Genomic DNA, 19,134 nt, shown 5'->3' with positions numbered 1-19,134 from the left:
TAAATGCTCAGGGCTAAGCTATTTATGCTTAGTTCAAGGCGAAAAAGCGCAGTTTAGTGGTTTAAATGAGCATTTTTCAACGAAGAAATAGGCTTAAATAGCGACGGCCTGAGTAGTTACAATAAATCTTTAATCTTTGTAATGTTATAAAAGCAAAGTTTGCTGAGTATACTCAGCAAACTTTTTTTATGTACTTTATAAATTTTCGAACACCAGGTTGTCACAAGATAAATTAACGCAGAAATTCACGGTATTGAGTCGTTTTGCTTATCCCGAACTGAGGTTAAATACCTAACTCATCAAACAAATCAGAGTCTGAGGTCGATGTATTTTGAGCCGTTGCGTTTGCCTGCAATGTTTTATTGTTCTCTTCTTCAATTAGAGAGTCGGGATCAAATGCTTCTCGCTCTTCAAAATTAGGTAACTTAATAAACTCAGTTTTATCCATCGCTAATTCAAGATAAAAAATATTATTTTTTTCTGTTGTAAAACTCACTCGTCGAGCTTGTGGGCGATCTAGGTTTGTATCAATAGAGAGTACAACTTGCTTGTTGATAGTCAGCATTTTAGGTTGGTTTTGATTGATAGATGTATGTAATTCATGACCAATAACCCCCGTAAAATCACCAACGGCTTGATTCATTAATTCACCCATTACATCACTTACATCATCAGCAGTATGCGATGTGGCTAAGTCTTCTTCCGACAAACCCATATTGGTCATGTATGTGGTGTATAGCTCCATTGCAGCAGCGGCACTAAAATTCAAAATAACTAATCCAGAAAAACCACCGTCAAATAACACAAAACAGCCAATATCGGGCTTAAGGCAGGTTTTATTGATTTTTTGAACCATAGATGAATAGTTAACCGTTCGCCCCGTTGCACTACTTAAAACAGACTTTACCGAATTACATAATACTAATAATACATCGTCTGTAGAGGTGGTTTTGCTTCTAGCCATATTCTTTTATCGCCTTTTAAAATGCACATAATGAAGCGTTTAGAATAGGCTATTATTTAAATATAGGTAGTTTTATGGTGTGTTATTTAATGAAAATGATAGTAAGTCGCTGTTTTTTATGTTTATTCCAGTACTAATTTTGTTTGATTTTAAAATGTTGAGATTATTATTGAATTCAAGAACTATATTAGTGAAGTCTGTTATTTAAATAATATGCCTAAGAAGTTAAGGTAACTATCTTTCGAATTAAGCGTTTAAGGTCCATTGCTGGCAAAAAATAATAAACTCTTTCAATATTGGGCTCTGATATTTTTCTTTATGCCATACCAAATATAAGTCTCGTGACATATCGATATTAATGGGCAGGGTTACTAAACGTTTATCTTGCAGGGCATGCCGAGCAGCAGTACTAGACATGCAAGATAATCCTAACCCTGCAGCGCAGCAGTTAATGATTGCCTCCGTAGAGCTTAATTCAAAGGTAATATCGAGGTTTGTTAAATACTGTCCAATGTGTGTAATAAAAAACTCGCGCGTACCTGAGCCTTGCTCTCGTAAAATCCAATGCTGGTGGTTTAAATCTTCTATCGAGACTTGTTCTTGATTCATTAGCGGGTGAGCAGGACTAGCGACTATCACCATCTCATCTTTTATCCATCGCTCGATATGCAATTGTTTATCAATCACTAAAGCTTCAACTAAGGCAATATCTAGCTCGTATTCTTTAAGTTTTTTGCCGATACAAGTGCTGTTATCAACGTATATGGATTGAGCTTGATGATGTTTAATATCCCTAAACTCAGCTAATAAATTGGGCAACAAATGGTTTCCGACGGTATTACTTGAGCCAATTCTTAGTTTTCCTTGGAAATTATTTTTATCAAATAAACTAGTAATAGCTTTACTGCGTTCTATTTGTTCATCGGCTAATGGTAATAAAGCCTTGCCCATTTCATTGATTAATAATCGATTATTAGTGCGCTCAAAGAGTTTATGCCCTAACTGTTTTTCAAGTTCAGCTAAAGCCATGCTCACTGCTGGTTTACTCAGGAATAATTTCTCAGCCGCAGTGGTTAAGGTTTTTTCTTGAGTAATAGTTACAAATACATGCAATTGTTTGAGCGTTATATTCATCGTTAGCCATTGTTCTGATTTAATTAACAAGTTGAATAATATTGTAAGTTATTCTTAATTGAAATGCTGTGGTTGAGAAGTCATTAGTGACAAATTAAAGTATAAAAATAAAGATATTAACCACGAAGCGCTACGCTAAAGGAAGGGCACGAAGAAGTGCAAAAGAATGGATGAAAGTAAAAACATTTAGAATTCAGTGTATTAAAGTTAGTTGTTAGGCATAAGACTTTTGATTTAAAAAAACAGATTAACCACGAAGCGCTGCGCTACACGAAGAGCACTAAGAAAGAAAAACTGGGTTTAAGTGGAAAGTTTAGTGCTACCTACCTTCATATAAGGTTTTGACCTAACCTTCTTTTAACTTCGTGCCTTCGTGGTTAAGCGCTTTTGATTTACCTTTTTTAGCTTTGTGATTAATTGCTTTTATTTCAACAGGCTTATGGCGTAGCAGTTTGTATCTGTTTTAACAACGCTGCTGCAGCAGCTTTAGGATCATCGGCATGGCAAATAGCAGAGACTAGCGCTACACCGTCAACACCCGTGCTAATGATTTGATCAAGATTACTGTGATTAATACCACCAATAGCCACGATCGGAAATTGAGAAATATTAATCGCTTTTTGTAAACCGGCAATACCCCATTGTTTAAGCGTATCGGTTTTTGTTGGTGTAGCAAATATAGCACTTAAACCAATGTAATCCAGTGGTAGTGTATTTGCATCCATTAATTGTTGTTCATTCTCTATCGATAAACCTAACAACTTATTTGGACCAATTAATGTTCTTGCCATTTGGGCTGGCATATCCGATTGACCTAAATGCACACCATCGGCATCTACCGCTAAAGCGACATCAACTCGATCATTAATAATTAGCGGAACGCCAGTGCCTTGAAGTATGGTTTTAACCACTTGAGCGCGAGTAATAAAAGATTGTATATCGTTACTTTTTTCGCGTACTTGCACCATGGAAACACCGCCAGCGACAGCTTCTTTGACTACATTAATTAAAGTATAAAGATCCTGTTGATCATCGGTGACTAGATATAAACGGTATGGATTCATGGTGCTTACCTGTATTGGATACAATAAAAAAATGGCTTATGTAAATAGCATTGCTAATTGTCAAAGCTAAGTTGAAATGCTAAGCAGCAAAGCTAATCAATAGTACTAAGCAGCAATAGCAAAGAATATAAATGAGTAGAGTGGAAGCAATAAGGTCACTTTCACTTACTGATCCAGCAATGACTGTATTATTTATTAATAGTCATCTTTAAGTATGCCACAATCGCTTTATCATCTAATTGATATAGCACGTCTAATAAGTTCATTTGTAAACTTCCTGGTCCCGCGGATTGCTTAACTGCAACTTCCCCTGCGATGCCAAGTATGGCAGCAGCTGCTAAACCAGTATTTTCACCAATCGCTGCAAAAGCACCGGTTAATGCACTTAAACTACAACCCATTCCTGTGATGTTAGGCATCATTGCATCACCATTATGCAGTGATATTTCACTCTCCGCATTGATGATGTAATCGACTTCGCCAGAAATGACGACATTACATTGATAAGTTTCAACTAAGTAACGGGCTGCACCAACGGCTGCTTCACTGCTATCAAGTGAATCGACACCTTTGCCTTGTGCTTTTTCTCCTGCTAGAGCAATAATTTCAGAAGCATTAGCTCGAATAATTAACTGCTCTGCAAGTGCTGCTATTTGGCGTGATGTTTCAGTACGTAAAGTGCTTGCACCACAACCCACAGGGTCTAATACCACCACTTTATTATTGAGGTTCGCTTGTTCAACTGCAAAGATCATGCGCGGTATCCACTGGCTATCTAAGGTGCCAATGTTAATGACTAACGCACCACTAAATGACATCATTTCAGCCATTTCTTGGCATGAATGCGCCATAATAGGTGAAGCGCCAATTGCTAACAATGCATTAGCTGTATTGTTCATCACCACATAGTTAGTGATGTTTACTACTAATGGTTTTTGTTCGCGCAATACTTGTAAGGCATTAGTGATCACTTGTCGCTTTTCTGTTGCTATTACTGACATATTTGCTCCTCTACTTCTGTTTTTATTTAGCACTGCGTCTATTTAAATAGCGGAGTTTAAACCTTGTTGCCAGAAGGCAACTTCCATTCTGGTTGCTGTTTTAAATACTTTTACCAAGTGTTGACCCCGTTTGCTGTTAATGTCTACTTCAGCAAGTAACTGGTCAAAATGTTGCACACCATCGGTAACACTTTGTTGAAACTCTTCACCGCTGTATAAATCAATCCAACTAGCAAACTCATTGCCAACTATTTTAGTGTTTTTGTCATTTGCTAATAAACGTCCAATCACTGCATAACCAATGGAGCAAGGGGCTAAAGCGGCGTATAAATCAACTAGGTCACCGGTCATGCCTGCATCTAACACGTAACGAGTGTAAGCGACGGTACCAAAATCTTCATCCTCTGCTTCCAAGTCTGCTTCCGTTAATCCCCAATTTGCGCAATAAGTGACATGGTGACTAATCTCAGAATCTAATAACGCATGTACACTAGGTAACGCCTTGCGCATGTCTGCTAGGGTATTGGCTTTATAAATGGCTAATGCATAAGCACGCGCATATTGCTTTAAGAACAAAAAATCTTGCTTTAGGTAATGTAAAAAGCACGGCTGCGCTAAACTGCCGTCTCCTAATTGCATCACAAATGGATGCTGTGTGTAGGCATCCCAGTCAGACTGGCAAGCACTAATTAAATCTTGATGGTTCATGATTCTCTCGCTGTTTTTTAGTTGTCTATTTAAACTTGATATGAGTGTGCTAACTACTCGAACATTGGCATGTAATCTTTTGCTTTTGGCATACTTTTAATCAGTTTGTTATCAAACATAAATTGCGCATAATCATTGTAACGTTTTAAATCAATAGCAGCAGGGCGTAATGAGAAACGAGTCAACGTATCGCGCCATGCTCGTTTATTTAACTCATTATTTAACGTATCAGGTGCGTAACTAACAAACTCATTCCATGCTTGCTGTGGGTGGTTAACGATATAAATAGTGGCTTGCTCTATGGCTTTGTTAAAGGCTTTAATCATTTTCGCATCGTACTTATTTGCATTTGCAACAAATACCAATTCATCGTAAACAGGAACACCATGCTCTTCAGGGAAATAAGCTTTAGCTTTAAATCCTTCTAGCTCCAGTTGGTTAGTTTCAAAGTTACGTAACCCGCCCCAAATGGCATCGACTTTCCCCGATGCTAAAGAAGCAGAGAGAGCCCAACCGACGTTAATGATCGCTACATCTTGATAATTAAGTTGTACTGATTCTAACATTTTGCCAATGATGGCTTCTTCACTACCTGAAATAGCAATGCCGACTTTTTTTCCTTTTAGGTCACTCAATGAATTTATTTTGCCATCATCTAAGACCATTAATGTATTTAACGGTGTTGCTATTAAGGTCGCTGAGCGTACTAAAGGTAATTTTTCAGATACATCAATGATCAAGTTAGGCTGATAAGTAATAGCCAAGTCAATATTACCCGCGGCAACTAATTTAGGTGGCATGCTTGGGTCTGCAGGTTCTTGAATATCGACAGACAAACCTTGCTGTTTAAAATAACCAAGCTGTTGTGCAATCACAATTGGGCCGTGGTTAGGGTTAACAAACCAATCTAGCATTAGCGTGACTTTTTTATCTTCAGCCTGTGCGGAGAATGATAATAATGCAGCCGTTAGAGACAAGGCGGTTAAAATGAAACTCTTTTTCATGTGTTTTATTTCCTTATAGTATTTTTGGTATTAATCGTTTTAGTTTTAGGCTTAGTTTAGGGTTATTAAAAATGGTGCATTTAGACTTCCCATGGGATAAGCTTTTTTAGTAACTTATCGGTGATAAAATATAAACTTACAGAGAGCGCAGATAGAATAAATAAGGCCGCAAACATTTCATCAATTAACATTCGCGCATTAGCTTGTAGCATCAAATAACCCAACCCTTCGCTTGAACCTACCCATTCACCGGCAACCGCACCAATCGGCGCAATAACCACAGCAACACGAATACCAGACGCTAAAGTAGGTAAAGCAGCAGGCAATTGAATATGACGTAACATCTTCCATTTAGTCGCGCCCATGGTTTTAGCTAAATCAAGGTAACCGGTAGGAGTGTTTTTTAACCCGTCGTAGCAACAGGTGGTCACTGGGAAAAAGATGATCATCGCCGCCATCACTATTTTTGAGGAAATACCGTAACCTAACCAGATCATTAAAATAGGCGCAATCGCAAAAACAGGAATTGCTTGGCTGGTGATCAGGATCGGTAATAACCAGCGTTTAATGGGTTTAAACAGTAACATTTGTAGTGCAAAACATAGGCCCATGGAAAGCCCTAGTAATAACCCTAAAAGTATCTCTTGTGTGGTTACCCAACTATGTTTTAACAACACTTCATAGCGTGTGATCAGGCGTTCAAATACCGCTAACGGCTCAGGTAAAATAAAAGAGGGCAGTTTAAATATAATCACCACTGCTTGCCAAATTGCAATTATAATCATAAAAGTGAACAGGATACGTAATACTGGCGGTAATGTTTTATCACTGCTTTTAAACGATTTAGTTAAACCTGACATGGCAATAAAATTACGCATAATCTTGCTCCAAACGGTCAAGAATAGTCTGCTGTAGCTCAGCGCATTGTGCATCAAATTGTCTTGGTGCTGGGGCACTAGGTACATCTAATGATTCTGCAGATGCAGGTTGACCTTGCATAATATAAAGCTGGTTTGCTAAACGAATAGCTTCCTGTGGATCATGTGTAATTAATACTACGGTTTTATTTTTTAATAATTCATGGGCTAAGTTTTGCAAGCGGTAGCGTGTTACTGCATCTAATGCCGAGAAAGGTTCATCCATTAATACTACAGGCTTGTTTTGCATTAAGGTTCTCGCTAATGCAACACGCTGTCGCATTCCACCAGATAATTGCTGTGGTAGATAATGAGCTTGTTGCTCAAGGCCAACCTGTTGTAATAGTTGTTGTGCTTTATCACGTTGTGATGGCTGTGGATTAGGTGTAAATTTATCGCTGAGCAGTACGTTATCTAATACCGATAACCAGGGCATTAATAAATCTTGCTGTGCCATATAGGCAATTTGACCTTGCAATGCAATATTGGTGCTGGTGGATAGCTGCCCAGACCATTGTACTTTATCGCTTAATAAGTTCGCCAAATAACGTAACAAAGAACTTTTACCGCAGCCACTACGGCCTAAAATACAGGTCCATTGTGCTGCTGGAATATGCATATCAAGCGATGACAATACACACTGCTCACTGTCGTTATAACGCAAGCTGGCATTGTGAATATCAATGCTTGGAGCGCTTTGATTTATTGATTTTTTTGGCTGTGGCGATAAGTTATTTGTCATGGTGATCACTTATCGATTCAATGCATAAAAATGATCAACAGGGCCACGGCCTTGACCAATATTAAGTTGGTCAGCATGTTGTAATGCTTGCGTAATGTAATCTTTACCAAGCTGTACTGCTTTTGATAATTCATGGCCTTGAGCCAGATAAGAAGCAATCGCTGAAGATAAAGTACAACCTGTGCCGTGGTTATTGTTAGTATTAATACGTTTTGCAGTGAGCTGCTGTACTGAGTCCGCTAAAATTAACAAATCATTACTGTTTTCATCTTGCTCTAAATGCCCGCCTTTTAATAATACGGCTTTAGCACCTAACTGACGTAAAGCATCAATCATTGCCTGCATTTCTTGTTCGCTTGTGGGAATGTGACTGTCAATTAACGCCGCGCCTTCAGGCAAGTTAGGGGTGATTAAATCAGCCATTGGCAGTAGTTCAGTTTTTAGAGTTTGAATGGCGACTTTTTCTAATAATAAATCACCGTTGGTGGTGACCATCACAGGGTCGATTACTAAAAAGGACGGTTTGTACTGTTTTAGTTTTTTAGCCACCACTTTGATGATCTCGCAGTCGGCTAACATGCCTACTTTAACCGCGACAATATTGAGGTCACTAAAAACAGCATCTAATTGCTTTTCAACATGTTCAAGGGGGATCGGGAAGATAGCAGATACACCAAGCGTATTTTGTGCGGTAATAGCAGTGATCGCAGAGCAAGCATAACTGCCGGTGGCTGAAATCGCTTTAATATCGGCTTGAATACCTGCACCGCCACTGCTGTCAGAGCCAGCAATAGTTAATACTATTGGTGTGCGAATAGGGTTACAAATAGTGTTAGGCGTAAGGTCAGACATAATGGCTCCGTTCACAACGCGATCGGAACTTATATCAACCAAAAAAGCAAAGAAATGCCACAGGAATGGTTTCTATATAGTTCCCTGCGTCAGTGTTAACTGTATCAGGTTCAACGGGTATCGACGTTTTATCAATTAATATTGATATCACATCGCTCTCAGCCAATGGCCCCCCGACTATAATCGCCGCAAATCATAACAAGTTCTGTTAAAAGCGCAATCAAACATATTGGTAAAGGAGAGTTTGTTAATTCATTATGCCCAATAAGCTATGCTCAACAATGACTGCCTATAAAACCACCTCACTTAAATTCCGTAATTCCCCCGGAAAGACTGAATGATGATATCTATTCACATGATTAAGTTTTGATGACTTGGTTTAACATATTGATTATGTGTTTGATTAGCGTATTGTTAGGGGTATTTTAACAAAAAATAGGTATTTCGTATTTCGACAGGAAGTGCGGAATGATTATATACAAGAAGCTGTTATGCAATGACTCAAAAAAATACGAACAATAAACTAAGTAATGATCTGATTTTTAGAATTAGTTTCTGGGGCGGTCTGTTTCTTGGCTTTTTATTGTGGGTATTATTGGTGGTAAATAATGATCTTGTGTTTTGCTTTGATCTAAGTTGTTACGATCGAACGTTGGACATCTTCTCTCTCCCATTAAGTGTAATGGCTGGCGGGATGGCACTAGCTGCATTCAGAGCGTCTATATTCAGAAGCAATCAAACTAGGGAACAGATAAGAGAGACAATTACACAGAATAAATTTAAAAATTATATTGATCATAAAAAAGAACTAATGAGCTTGCTTGATATGCTTGAGAAAGCACATGGAATAATAATTACTAACAGGCCATATCTCTACAAAAATCTATTTCCTAGAAATAGTCCAGTTTGCGTGATGTTTGACTCAAAGGAGTTAGATTGCGATAGGTCTTGGCTAGACTTCCAGTTAGATGAATTTAATGAGTTAATTATTAAGTACAAAGAAATTGGAACAAAAATTTGTGTGGATGATAACTCCCTCTCCGAGCGAGAGGTTGCAAGATGGTTAAGCAGTTACCTTTTTCTAATATTTAAACTTGATATAGCCTTTCCTGAGAGTTCGGTTGTTTCAGAACACTACAAGGGGGTATTTTCTGATAGTGATGAAGTCAATCGTATACCTACAGGTATTAGTCGTAGTTTTTATGTCGTATCTGAGTACTTTGAGCACCTGTCTTCATTTGCTTTGCCAAGTAGGTCTGAAAGTATAAGAATCGACGGCATCGTTAGTTTTGATAATAGATTCGATCAATGGTTAGAAGTTTTTACACGTGAAAGTAGTTAAAGAAGTAGCTAAGGGCATTAGAGGAGGGGGGCTAGTTAAGGAAATCCATTAGTTTTGAACATATTCATAATCAACTTATCTTTTCGAGGTGTAGTTTTACATGCTCAAAGGTAGTTTATTATGACGCAATCTCGACAATCTCAAGTATCGTATTATTACCCCCGTATATCTCGCATTGTAAAAATTAATAGCCGCTAATAACAGAGTTTTGTTTCAAACAAATAATTTCATGATGAGTCGCAATGTTATCAACAAAACAACTAACTTTTATATAATAAAAGAGGTATGTTTGCCTTTGTGTATTAACTAATAAATTATGAGTAGATGACAACTCTTTTAGATAAAATAAAACCATCCCGTATTTCCACTAAATTATCTTTCTATGTTGCGGTGTTTATCATCGTTGCTTTTACGCCGCTTCAAATTTACAATTTTTTAATGCTTAAGGCTGAAATAAAAAACCAAATCAATAAAGAGCAATATACACAAGCTAAATATATCGCAAAAGACATTCAAAAAAAAATAGCAATGCGTACGAATTTTTTGGTTGCTTTAGCTGATAAAATTCCTCCTCAAAAAATACAATCAGAAGCCTTTATAACGGAAATATTTAAAAATAATATTGTTTTTACTGATTTTTTTCCACAGGGCTTTGCAGTTATAAGCCCAAATGGACAGGGCGTGATAGCTGAATATCCGGTTATTCCAGGTAGAAAAAACTTAGTAATGACTGATTACGAATGGTTGAGAAAGGCGAATAATAGCCAAGGCGTTATTATTAGTTCACCTTTTCGTTCTGAAGTTATGGGTGAAGTACTGGTTGTGATCGCAAAAGCGTTAAGAGATGAAAATGGACAGGTATTAGGCATATTAGAAGCACCAATCTTCTTGAACCGCCCCGGTTTTATGGAGTATATATTTGATAAAGACTTTAGTGAAAGAAGCGATATCTTAGTCATTTCAAGAACGAATCAAATATTCTTAGCATCGAGCGATCCAAACCTAGTGTTAAAAGCAACTCCTAAAGAAGGGATGGATGCATTTCTTGACGAGGTAATGAGAGGCTTTAACGGATATGGACATACAGTGACTTTAGTTGAAGGTGAAATGTTAGCCGCTACGGCTGATATTAACTCCTCGGATTGGTTTGTTATGGTAAGAACTCCTGTGGCCAAGGTTTATCAGATAATAAATGAAAGTTTACGGGCTGCCATTATTAATGGGATCATTGTTAGTTTTTCTGTATTTTTGGTGGTTATGTTTTTTTTATTCTTCTTTTTTAATCCATTAAAAAAGGCTGCTGAATCGGTTAGGAAAATGGTATTGCAGAAAAAATCCCTGACACATATTAAAGGTTATAAAAAAGATGAAATAGGTGATTTGATTATTGGTTTTAATGCCGCTATCGATATGGTTAATGAGAGAAATGATAAACTTGAAAAATCGAATGCGGTATTAGAGTCGTTGTCACAAGTCGATGGGTTAACTGAGATATTTAATAGGAGATGGTTAGATAAAACGCTTAATCATTTATGGCTGGTAAAAACGCGTAGCCAACAACCGTTAACTTTATTACTCATTGATATAGATGAGTTTAAAAAATTTAATGATACTTACGGACATATAGCGGGTGATGATTGTTTAAAAAAAGTGGCCCAAACTATCCAAGAAACGATTAATAGACCTACTGATTTTTTGGCTCGTTATGGTGGTGAGGAGTTTGTTATATTGCTAGAAAGTGATATTAAAGAAGGCGCTTTAATAGCAGAAAAGGTAAGGCTTGCTGTTAGTAATTTAAACATTTCCCATAGTGAAACGTCATACAAGCATGTCACCATTAGTTTAGGTATCGCATCAATGACCCCTCAACTAAACATTAAATCTGTGGAGTTAATTAAACAAGCAGATCTTGCCCTATACCAAAGTAAGGAACATGGTAGGAATCGCTGCGAGTGTTATAAAAATTAGTCATAAATGAAGTGGTGATGTTCAAATGGGAATGTACCCTCAGAATTATTTACAAGGTCTATTTACAAGGTCTATTTAAAGGGTCGAATACATTTGACCCTGCTCAGACATCATTCATTACAAGGTCTTATTTACTGGCTCAAACAAAGTGATACAACACTGCTATTTACTCATTTCTACATTAAATTATTTCGTAATAACCTGTTATTGATTTCATAACTCGTCTTCAACTAAGCGATACAAACTGTATTTTATAATTAAATGTAATTGCACTCTCAATCTCACTCTCACTTTCACTTTCACTTTCACTTTCACATTCACATTCATTAATCAGAATTTAAGTTAGTTAAGAAGGCTTTACGCAAACTTAATCACCGGCTAAATAGGTTGGTAACTCATTATATCTCTCTAATGTTAATAACCAAATATGACTTAAGGGGATAAAAAATAGCTGCTGTGAATGGCATCGGTCTGGGTATACATTGTCCATTTTTATATAAAAAAACTGTCTTAAGAGAAATTCTACAGATAAAAAACATTAGAGGGTACTTGATCTTTCTTGCTCAAAGCAGCGTACATAATCCTATACAAATTAGGAGTGATTATGGATACTTTGGCATTAGATCTGGCACGGTTTCAATTTGCATTTACTGTGTCTTTCCACATTATATTCCCATCATTTACTATCGGGCTTGCGTCCTATTTAGCTGTATTAGAAGGTCTATGGCTGAAGACCAACGATGACAAATACATTCAAATCTATAAGTATTGGTTAAAAATATTCTCTGTTACTTTTGGTATGGGTGTGGTTAGTGGGATCGTACTCAGTTATCAGTTTGGGACTAACTGGAGTGTATTCTCCGATAAAACTGGTCCCATCCTTGGGCCACTAATGGGATATGAAATTTTAACTGCATTTTTCCTAGAAGCAGGATTTCTAGGGGTGATGTTGTTTGGTATGAAAAAAGTGGGGAGGAAACTACATTTCTCAGCTACTTGTGTTGTTGCTTTTGGTACTTTTCTTTCGGCCTTTTGGATATTGTCGGTTAACAGTTGGATGCAAACACCTGCTGGATATTCGATCAATGAAGCAGGGCAATTTATTCCAGAAGATTGGTTAGCGATTATTTTTAATCCCTCATTTCCATACCGCCTGGTGCATATGTTATTGGCGTCTTATCTGACGACTGCCTTTGTGGTTGCAGCAGTAGCGGGATACCACCTAATTAAAGCAAATCACAATCCTCTAGCCAAAACTATGTTTTCAATGGCGTTGTGGATGATTGTGGTTGTAGCGCCATTGCAAATTATTGTTGGTGATTTTCATGGATTAAATACAATGCAACATCAACCTGCAAAAATAGCCGCGATGGAAGGACATTATGATTCTCACGATGGCGCTCCTCTGATCCTTTTCGGCATTCCTGATGATCAAGCAAAAGAGATGAAATACCAGGTAGCTATTCCTAAGTTAGGTAGCCTTATTTTAACGCATGAACTTAACGGCAGAGTGCAAGGCCTTGATGCTTTTCCTGAAGCTGATCATCCACCCGTTTCGATTGTTTTTTGGAGCTTTAGGGTAATGGTGGGTATCGGTTTTGGTATGTTGACGATTGGTCTTGTCAGTTTATGGCTTCGTAAAAAAGGTAAGCTTTATCAAACACCATTATTTCATAAAGTCTGTGTTTTATTCGGCCCCGCTGGTTTTGTTGCTTTAATCTCAGGTTGGATAACCACTGAAGTGGGCAGGCAACCATTTACCGTTTATGGATTATTAAGAACTGCTGACTCAGCGTCACCAATAGACGCAGTTGCAATAAGTTGGTCTTTAACCGCATTTGTTGTTGTTTATTTGTGCGTTTTTGGTGCAGGGTTCTTTTATATCATTCGTTTAATGCAAAAGTCGCCTACGCGTTATGAACAAGCATTAGAGGCTCGACTTCCTGATGGTGCTGAAGTGCCACCTGCTTCACATCCGAACAGATTACCTTAGGGGAAATATATGGATTACGCTTTAATTTGGTACGGGTTGATTGGTTTTGCCGTATTAATTTATGTTGTGCTAGATGGATTTGATTTGGGGATAGGCATTCTTTTTCCCAAAGCTTCCAATGAAGCAGAACGAGATTTAATGATGAATAGCATTGCACCTGTTTGGGATGGTAATGAAACTTGGCTAGTGCTGGGGGGAGGAGGGTTATTTGCTGTATTTCCACTTGCTTATTCGATTGTGATGCCTGCGCTTTATGCACCGTTAATTATTATGTTGCTGGGGTTGGTATTACGTGGTGTTTCATTTGAATATCGATTTAGAACTAAACGTGGAAAGTTTGTTTGGTCTATCGCATTCTTTGCAGGATCGATTGCAGCTGCTGCAACTCAAGGGATCATGCTAGGTGCCATGTTACAAGGTATCGAAGTCGATGGTAGAAGTTATGCGGGAGGTTGGTTTGATTGGTTCACACCGTTTACTCTATTCTGTGGTTTTGCAACTATTTGTGCCTACGCATTACTAGGTGCGTGTTGGTTAGTGATCAAGTTACCTCAGGAGTTAGCTGATAGATATTATGATGTGGCTAAGCATTGGGGAGTAGCTTTGGTACTTTGCATTGTTGTTGTTAGTGCTTGGTTGCCATTAACTCATGAAATTGTTTCCGAGCGATGGTTTAACTTACCCAATTCGATGCTTTATTTTATGGTGCCGATATTAGCGGTGGTATGTATTTGGCAATTATTTAAATCCTTAAACAATCATCAAGCAGTGCGGGCATACTTGTTTGGCATTGGTTTATTTATTGTTTCTGCATTAGGGTTTTCTGTTAGTACCTTCCCCTATATTGTGCCTTTTGCTGTTACTTATGCTGACGCTGCTGCACCAGATGGTAGCTTAAAGTTTTTGCTCACTGGAACGGTATTTTTATTACCCATGGTGATTGCGTACAGCGGTTATGCTTATTGGGTATTCAGAGGTAAATTAAAACACGACGAGGGGTACCATTAATGAAGCAATCACTAAAGCAATGGGGATGGATGGTTATAATTTGGTTCGGCAGTGTACTTGCCTTGAGCGTATTCGCCTATTTACTGCGTTTTATCCTTAAGTAATGAATTAAAAAATTTAAGTTTTTAGATGAGTCAAAGTAGTGAGTTATGGCACTATCACTACCAACATTCCTATCACCACTATCTACTTACTGAACTTATTCATGTCTATATTCTTTAGCGTTTGCTGTGCTTACTTGTGCGGTGAATGCTAAATCATCGTTACCAACCATCACCTATTACTGATTTTTACTATTTGAATAGCGAATATCTATATAAAATAACCAAAAACCTTCCTTTAAAATAGTGGCTACTCTTAATCACCATTTACATCTACTTACCTATTCAACTATTTACCTAATCAACTATTTACTCATTGCGTTAAGTAATTGTTGAACAAAATTTAACTTCCCCATTCAATTTAATTGATATTGTTGTAACCGTTAAAATTAGGTTGAGACTTAGTATGGTAAAAGTCTATTAAATTATTTTATCTTTTAGTTGGTTGTTGATGGGTTTTTATATATTATTTATTTAATATTCAGTCAGATAGGTTTTCTTAGCTTATTAAATCGGGGGCTGTGGCAACATCAGCGTATCGTTAATATTTTTGATAATAGGTGAAGCAAGCAATTGAAAGTTCTTTAAATATAATATCAATCACGATGAGTAAATTTTCTCATTAGTATGAGAGCTCTTACAATATTGATATCTATATTACCTAATAATTGTTACCTAATAATTAACTTCAATAACTCAAAATTAAACACCTCAAAAGAGGTGCTTAATTTGCTTTGTTTCGTATATTATTATGTATATTATCTTTTCAACTCTATTGGCTTGGATCTCGGCAATATTTTTATAATAGACTCCATTAAAAGGAAGCTAGACCTGTATGCCTATTAAATTAAAGCAGCGTACTTTAGAAGATAAAATTCTATTAGCCATTACTGCTGCTGCAACATTAGTCCTATTCCCTTTTCTTATCACAAGTCTTTTAGCGCACGATATAGCGCATATTGCTGTTGATATTGCAGCCGTTGGCGGTATTTTTTCTGTATTTCTCGGGGTGTGGTTTACCAGTAACATTAAGCTTTTTAGTGCTATATTCGCGGTTCTTGCACAAGTTACTATTTTAATTGGTATTTATGTAAAAGGGGCGGGGCTAATTTATTGGCTTTTCCCAATCATTATCGCCAGTTTTTATCTATTACCCATATTTGTTGCCAGTTTATTTAATCTACTTTTGATTACTGTCGCTTGTTTGTTTACCTATGATCAATTTGATAGTTTTACATTGTCTCGTATTGTCGGTGCATTTTTTGTTACCAATTTATTTTCTATGATTTTTTCAATGTTTATGCAAAATAAAAATAAGCAGTTATTAGAAAAAGACAAAATAAGCCAACTTCGCAATAATATTCTTGAGCTGATTGCTGGTTCAAGTAAGTTATCTAAAGTATTGCCTGCAGTGATACATTCTATTGAAAATGAATTACCAGACACGATCTGCAGTATTTTATTGCTTGATAAAACAGGCAAACATTTAACCGTTGGTGCCGCCCCTAGTTTGCCTGACTTCTATACAGGTTTCATTGATGGTTTAGTGATTGGTGATGGAGTCGGTTCCAGTGGAACAGCTGCCTTTACAGGTAAAAGAGTGATTGTTTCTGATGTTGCTACACACCCTTATTGGTTTGCTTGGAAAGCGTTAGCTAAAAAAGCAAATTTAGCGTCATGTTGGTCTGAGCCGATTATTGGTAATCAAGGAAATATACTCGGTACTTTTTCTCTTTATCATCGTAAAATATCGACACCCAAGAGCAATGATTTTTTACTTATCGAACAATTTGTGAACCTTGCTCGGATTGCGATAGAACGGGAAAATGCAGATAAAATAATTTGGCAGCAAGCTAATTTTGATAGCTTGACTCATTTATCTAATCGGAATTTATTACATGAACATTTAACTAATGCGCTCAATAACGCCGAACGTGATAAAAAGCAACTCGCTATTGCAATGCTAGATCTTGATAAGTTTAAAGATATTAATGATTCCTTAGGACATGGTGTTGGTGATGCTGTTTTGGTTGAGTGTTCAAAGCGTATTAAGGCTTGTATTAGAAAAAATGATATTGCGGCGCGTTTAGGTGGCGATGAATTTATTATTGTTTTTGTGGGGACAACAACGGCAGAAGATATAGATAAAATTGCGCAAAAACTATCAAATACATTGGCTAAACCTTACCTTATTCAGGAAAAAAATGTTTTTTGTACCGCGAGTATTGGCCTCGCATTTTATCCTAATGACGCCTTGTCTATTGATGCCTTATTGAGAAATGCAGACCAAGCAATGTATCGAGCTAAAACTCACGGTCGCAATAGTGTTCATTATTTTACTGATAATATGCGTACAGACTTTATGAAACGAATGGAAATAATTCAGGATCTACGCATTGCTGTGATGCAAAACCAGTTCTATATGGTGTATCAGCCCATTGTTAACTTGGAAAATAATCAAATCATTAAAGCAGAAGCCCTTATTCGTTGGCAGCATCCAGAGAAAGGTCTGATCTCTCCCTTAGATTTTATTCCTATTGCCGAGGAAATCGGGATTATTATAGAAATTAGTGAATGGATATTTGAGGAAGTATCAGAGCAAGCCAAGATTTGGCGAAATGAATACTGTAAGGATTTAACAATAAGCATTAATACTTCTCCAGTACAGTTTAAAAATGACGGTCAACAAATTAAATCTTGGGCAGAATCCCTAATTGCACGAAAAATACCTTGTGAAGCGATCGCTATAGAGATCACTGAAAACTTAGTGATGGAAAATCAAGCTGAAGTAGTTGACGTACTCGATACGATACGTGAGCACGGTATTGCTGTGTCCATTGACGATTTTGGTACGGGTTATTGTTCTTTTTCTTACCTTAAAAACTATGCCATTGATTATTTGAAAATTGATAAAAGCTTTGTGCAAAATATGTCAGCTGATAATAAAGATGTTGCATTATGCGAAGCTATTATAGTGATGGCAAAAAAACTGAATATTGAAGTAATAGCAGAAGGCATTGAAACAGAACAACAAAAGCAACTTTTGATAGACGCGGGTTGTCTGCTGGGACAAGGTTATTTATTAGCTAAACCTCTATCTCTGGAGGATTTTGAAAAGCTTCTGATCGAACAAAATAACGTTGTTTAACGTTTAATCGCCTTGATAAAACTTAGTTAATTTAGTTTAAAAGCGGTAGGTTTTATCTAGTTTAGATAGAGTATGAAGGTTTAGGGTCTAGAGAAGTAAGTTATAGGCAGTGCAATTTATAACTTGTTCAATTATAAAGTGTTCAATTATAAAGTGTTAGAGTGCATCTCTTTGATAACAGGCAACGAGTAGGCTGCCTGTTACTTTTTACTGCTATTATAACTATGAATATGATTAATTTTTTTATTGCTTAAACCAATCGACATAAAAAGTAGGTTTGACAGCATACTCATTACATAAATCTTCGATACTTTGATGGTTGCTAATACTCTTCGCATGAATCCCGCTAGTGATGAATAAGCTACTGATATTTGCTGCATTTGCACCCGCTATATCATGCTCTAAACTATCACCCACTGCGATCGCATTTTCCCAGCCTCCCACCAACTCTTTACACATTCTATAAATATCTTGCTGTGGTTTTCCGTGCCAGTGCACCGTTCCCCCCATCTTTTGGTAAGCACTCGCTATCGATCCTGGGCAAATTTTTAAGGTGCCATCGGGCTGCATAGCAACCAGATCTGGGTTACTCACCACTAATTCAAGGTTATGTTGATAAGCCCATTTTAAGTCATCTAAATAAGCCTCGAGGCTACCTCGATCAACCCCGCAACATAATATAAAAGAAGCTTCATCTCGTGTTGATTCAGTCAGACCACAATCTGCTAGTACACTATGGTTATTATCCCAAGAAAAATATAAAGCTTGGTTACCCAACTGTTTGAATTTACCTGAAGCAAAGTTATGGCGCATGTGATCACCAGAGGTGAGTACATCAAGATATAAATCACGGTTAATGCCTGACTCTTGTAAGCGGCTATAGGAGAACGTGCCAGTATTACCACTATTAGATAGAATAACGACTTTTTTGTTGTGTGCTTTTAAAAACTTTAATGCGGCAATAGCTTCTGGAAATGCATCTCCACCATTGTGCAGCACTCCCCATTGGTCAAGAATGAAGGTATCAAAACTATCAATTATATCTTTAAGGCCGTTAATTATTTTCACTAAATAGATTCCTTTTGTCGCGAGAGTAGTGGGGGCCAATTTCAGCTCCTCTATTATACACACACACTTCACAGTTGCTTGTAGAGGCTAACTTTTTGTATCTTCTTTGAATTTTCTATA

The 19,134-nt window shown here is 37.2% G+C and carries 16 protein-coding genes and 1 riboswitch; of the genes, 6 read left to right on the top strand and 10 right to left on the bottom strand.

All coding sequences use genetic code 11. The features are described from left to right. Positions 1–283: 283 nt before the first annotated feature. From GQR44_RS07030 to thiD, 9 genes are all read right to left on the bottom strand, one after another. Positions 284–964 (bottom strand): DUF3334 family protein, encoded by a 681-nt coding sequence (locus GQR44_RS07030; protein WP_166370662.1) that lies wholly within the window; start codon positions 962–964, stop codon positions 284–286. Between the two features lie 246 nt (positions 965–1,210). Next, positions 1,211–2,098 (bottom strand): LysR family transcriptional regulator, encoded by an 888-nt coding sequence (locus tag GQR44_RS07025; RefSeq protein WP_166370660.1) that lies wholly within the window; start codon positions 2,096–2,098, stop codon positions 1,211–1,213. A gap of 437 nt (positions 2,099–2,535) precedes the next feature. Continuing rightward, positions 2,536–3,162 (bottom strand): thiamine phosphate synthase, encoded by a 627-nt coding sequence (gene thiE, locus GQR44_RS07020; protein ID WP_166370658.1) that lies wholly within the window; start codon positions 3,160–3,162, stop codon positions 2,536–2,538. 188 nt (positions 3,163–3,350) lie between these two features. Then, positions 3,351–4,163 (bottom strand): hydroxyethylthiazole kinase, encoded by an 813-nt coding sequence (gene thiM, locus GQR44_RS07015; protein WP_166370655.1) that lies wholly within the window; start codon positions 4,161–4,163, stop codon positions 3,351–3,353. A gap of 42 nt (positions 4,164–4,205) precedes the next feature. Continuing rightward, positions 4,206–4,871, bottom strand: a complete 666-nt coding sequence (gene tenA / locus GQR44_RS07010; RefSeq protein WP_166370653.1) for a thiaminase II — start codon at positions 4,869–4,871, stop codon at positions 4,206–4,208. Positions 4,872–4,924: 53 nt separating this feature from the next. Beyond that, complete coding sequence (locus GQR44_RS07005) at positions 4,925–5,875, bottom strand: ABC transporter substrate-binding protein (protein WP_166370651.1); 951 nt, start codon at positions 5,873–5,875, stop codon at positions 4,925–4,927. 80 nt (positions 5,876–5,955) lie between these two features. Beyond that, entirely contained in the window at positions 5,956–6,735 is a 780-nt protein-coding gene (locus GQR44_RS07000) for an ABC transporter permease (RefSeq protein WP_240923588.1), read from the bottom strand. Positions 6,736–6,745: 10 nt separating this feature from the next. Then, entirely contained in the window at positions 6,746–7,534 is a 789-nt protein-coding gene (locus GQR44_RS06995; protein WP_166370647.1) for an ABC transporter ATP-binding protein, read from the bottom strand. Between the two features lie 9 nt (positions 7,535–7,543). Next, on the bottom strand, positions 7,544–8,386 hold the full coding sequence (gene thiD / locus GQR44_RS06990) for a bifunctional hydroxymethylpyrimidine kinase/phosphomethylpyrimidine kinase (protein ID WP_166370645.1): 843 nt from the start codon (positions 8,384–8,386) through the stop codon (positions 7,544–7,546). A 64-nt stretch (positions 8,387–8,450) separates the two neighbouring features. After that, positions 8,451–8,572: riboswitch (TPP riboswitch) on the bottom strand. A gap of 310 nt (positions 8,573–8,882) precedes the next feature. Here thiD and GQR44_RS06985 point away from each other — a divergent pair. The 6 genes from GQR44_RS06985 to GQR44_RS06960 all read left to right on the top strand — a co-directional run bounded on the left by GQR44_RS06985 (position 8,883) and on the right by GQR44_RS06960 (position 17,946). Next, on the top strand, positions 8,883–9,728 hold the full coding sequence (locus tag GQR44_RS06985) for a hypothetical protein (RefSeq protein WP_166370643.1): 846 nt from the start codon (positions 8,883–8,885) through the stop codon (positions 9,726–9,728). A 324-nt stretch (positions 9,729–10,052) separates the two neighbouring features. Beyond that, positions 10,053–11,696, top strand: coding sequence for a sensor domain-containing diguanylate cyclase (locus tag GQR44_RS06980; RefSeq protein ID WP_166370641.1), 1,644 nt, complete (start codon positions 10,053–10,055; stop codon positions 11,694–11,696). 604 nt (positions 11,697–12,300) lie between these two features. Then, positions 12,301–13,689, top strand: a complete 1,389-nt coding sequence (locus GQR44_RS06975; protein WP_166370639.1) for a cytochrome ubiquinol oxidase subunit I — start codon at positions 12,301–12,303, stop codon at positions 13,687–13,689. Between the two features lie 9 nt (positions 13,690–13,698). Beyond that, positions 13,699–14,697 (top strand): cytochrome d ubiquinol oxidase subunit II, encoded by a 999-nt coding sequence (gene cydB / locus GQR44_RS06970; RefSeq protein WP_166370637.1) that lies wholly within the window; start codon positions 13,699–13,701, stop codon positions 14,695–14,697. After that, the gene (locus GQR44_RS19960; protein WP_166370635.1) at positions 14,697–14,801 is read left to right on the top strand and encodes a DUF2474 family protein; all 105 of its coding nucleotides are present in this window, start codon (positions 14,697–14,699) and stop codon (positions 14,799–14,801) included. Before cydB ends, GQR44_RS19960 begins: the two co-directional genes overlap by 1 nt. 832 nt (positions 14,802–15,633) lie before the next feature. Further along, complete coding sequence (locus GQR44_RS06960) at positions 15,634–17,946, top strand: EAL domain-containing protein (protein ID WP_205962994.1); 2,313 nt, start codon at positions 15,634–15,636, stop codon at positions 17,944–17,946. A 243-nt stretch (positions 17,947–18,189) separates the two neighbouring features. Here GQR44_RS06960 and GQR44_RS06955 read toward each other — a convergent pair whose 3' ends face one another. Then, positions 18,190–19,014, bottom strand: a complete 825-nt coding sequence (locus tag GQR44_RS06955; RefSeq protein WP_346774328.1) for a TIGR01459 family HAD-type hydrolase — start codon at positions 19,012–19,014, stop codon at positions 18,190–18,192. Positions 19,015–19,134 lie beyond the last annotated feature (120 nt).

The sequence above is a fragment of the Psychromonas sp. SA13A genome (genome assembly GCF_011378715.1).
GTDB lineage: Bacteria > Pseudomonadota > Gammaproteobacteria > Enterobacterales > Psychromonadaceae > Psychromonas.
This window is presented reverse-complemented; position numbering and strand designations above follow the sequence as displayed.

What these genes read in the sequence shown, in the direction of transcription:
- GQR44_RS07030 (WP_166370662.1), bottom strand. Translation starts at nt 964, where the DNA reads ATGGCTAGAAGCAAAACCACCTCTACAGACGATGTATTATTAGTATTA.
- GQR44_RS07025 (WP_166370660.1), bottom strand. Translation starts at nt 2,098, where the DNA reads ATGAATATAACGCTCAAACAATTGCATGTATTTGTAACTATTACTCAA.
- thiE (WP_166370658.1), bottom strand. Translation starts at nt 3,162, where the DNA reads ATGAATCCATACCGTTTATATCTAGTCACCGATGATCAACAGGATCTT.
- thiM (WP_166370655.1), bottom strand. Translation starts at nt 4,163, where the DNA reads ATGTCAGTAATAGCAACAGAAAAGCGACAAGTGATCACTAATGCCTTA.
- tenA (WP_166370653.1), bottom strand. Translation starts at nt 4,871, where the DNA reads ATGAACCATCAAGATTTAATTAGTGCTTGCCAGTCTGACTGGGATGCC.
- GQR44_RS07005 (WP_166370651.1), bottom strand. Translation starts at nt 5,875, where the DNA reads ATGAAAAAGAGTTTCATTTTAACCGCCTTGTCTCTAACGGCTGCATTA.
- GQR44_RS07000 (WP_240923588.1), bottom strand. Translation starts at nt 6,735, where the DNA reads ATGTCAGGTTTAACTAAATCGTTTAAAAGCAGTGATAAAACATTACCG.
- GQR44_RS06995 (WP_166370647.1), bottom strand. Translation starts at nt 7,534, where the DNA reads ATGACAAATAACTTATCGCCACAGCCAAAAAAATCAATAAATCAAAGC.
- thiD (WP_166370645.1), bottom strand. Translation starts at nt 8,386, where the DNA reads ATGTCTGACCTTACGCCTAACACTATTTGTAACCCTATTCGCACACCA.
- GQR44_RS06985 (WP_166370643.1), top strand. Translation starts at nt 8,883, where the DNA reads ATGACTCAAAAAAATACGAACAATAAACTAAGTAATGATCTGATTTTT.
- GQR44_RS06980 (WP_166370641.1), top strand. Translation starts at nt 10,053, where the DNA reads ATGACAACTCTTTTAGATAAAATAAAACCATCCCGTATTTCCACTAAA.
- GQR44_RS06975 (WP_166370639.1), top strand. Translation starts at nt 12,301, where the DNA reads ATGGATACTTTGGCATTAGATCTGGCACGGTTTCAATTTGCATTTACT.
- cydB (WP_166370637.1), top strand. Translation starts at nt 13,699, where the DNA reads ATGGATTACGCTTTAATTTGGTACGGGTTGATTGGTTTTGCCGTATTA.
- GQR44_RS19960 (WP_166370635.1), top strand. Translation starts at nt 14,697, where the DNA reads ATGAAGCAATCACTAAAGCAATGGGGATGGATGGTTATAATTTGGTTC.
- GQR44_RS06960 (WP_205962994.1), top strand. Translation starts at nt 15,634, where the DNA reads ATGCCTATTAAATTAAAGCAGCGTACTTTAGAAGATAAAATTCTATTA.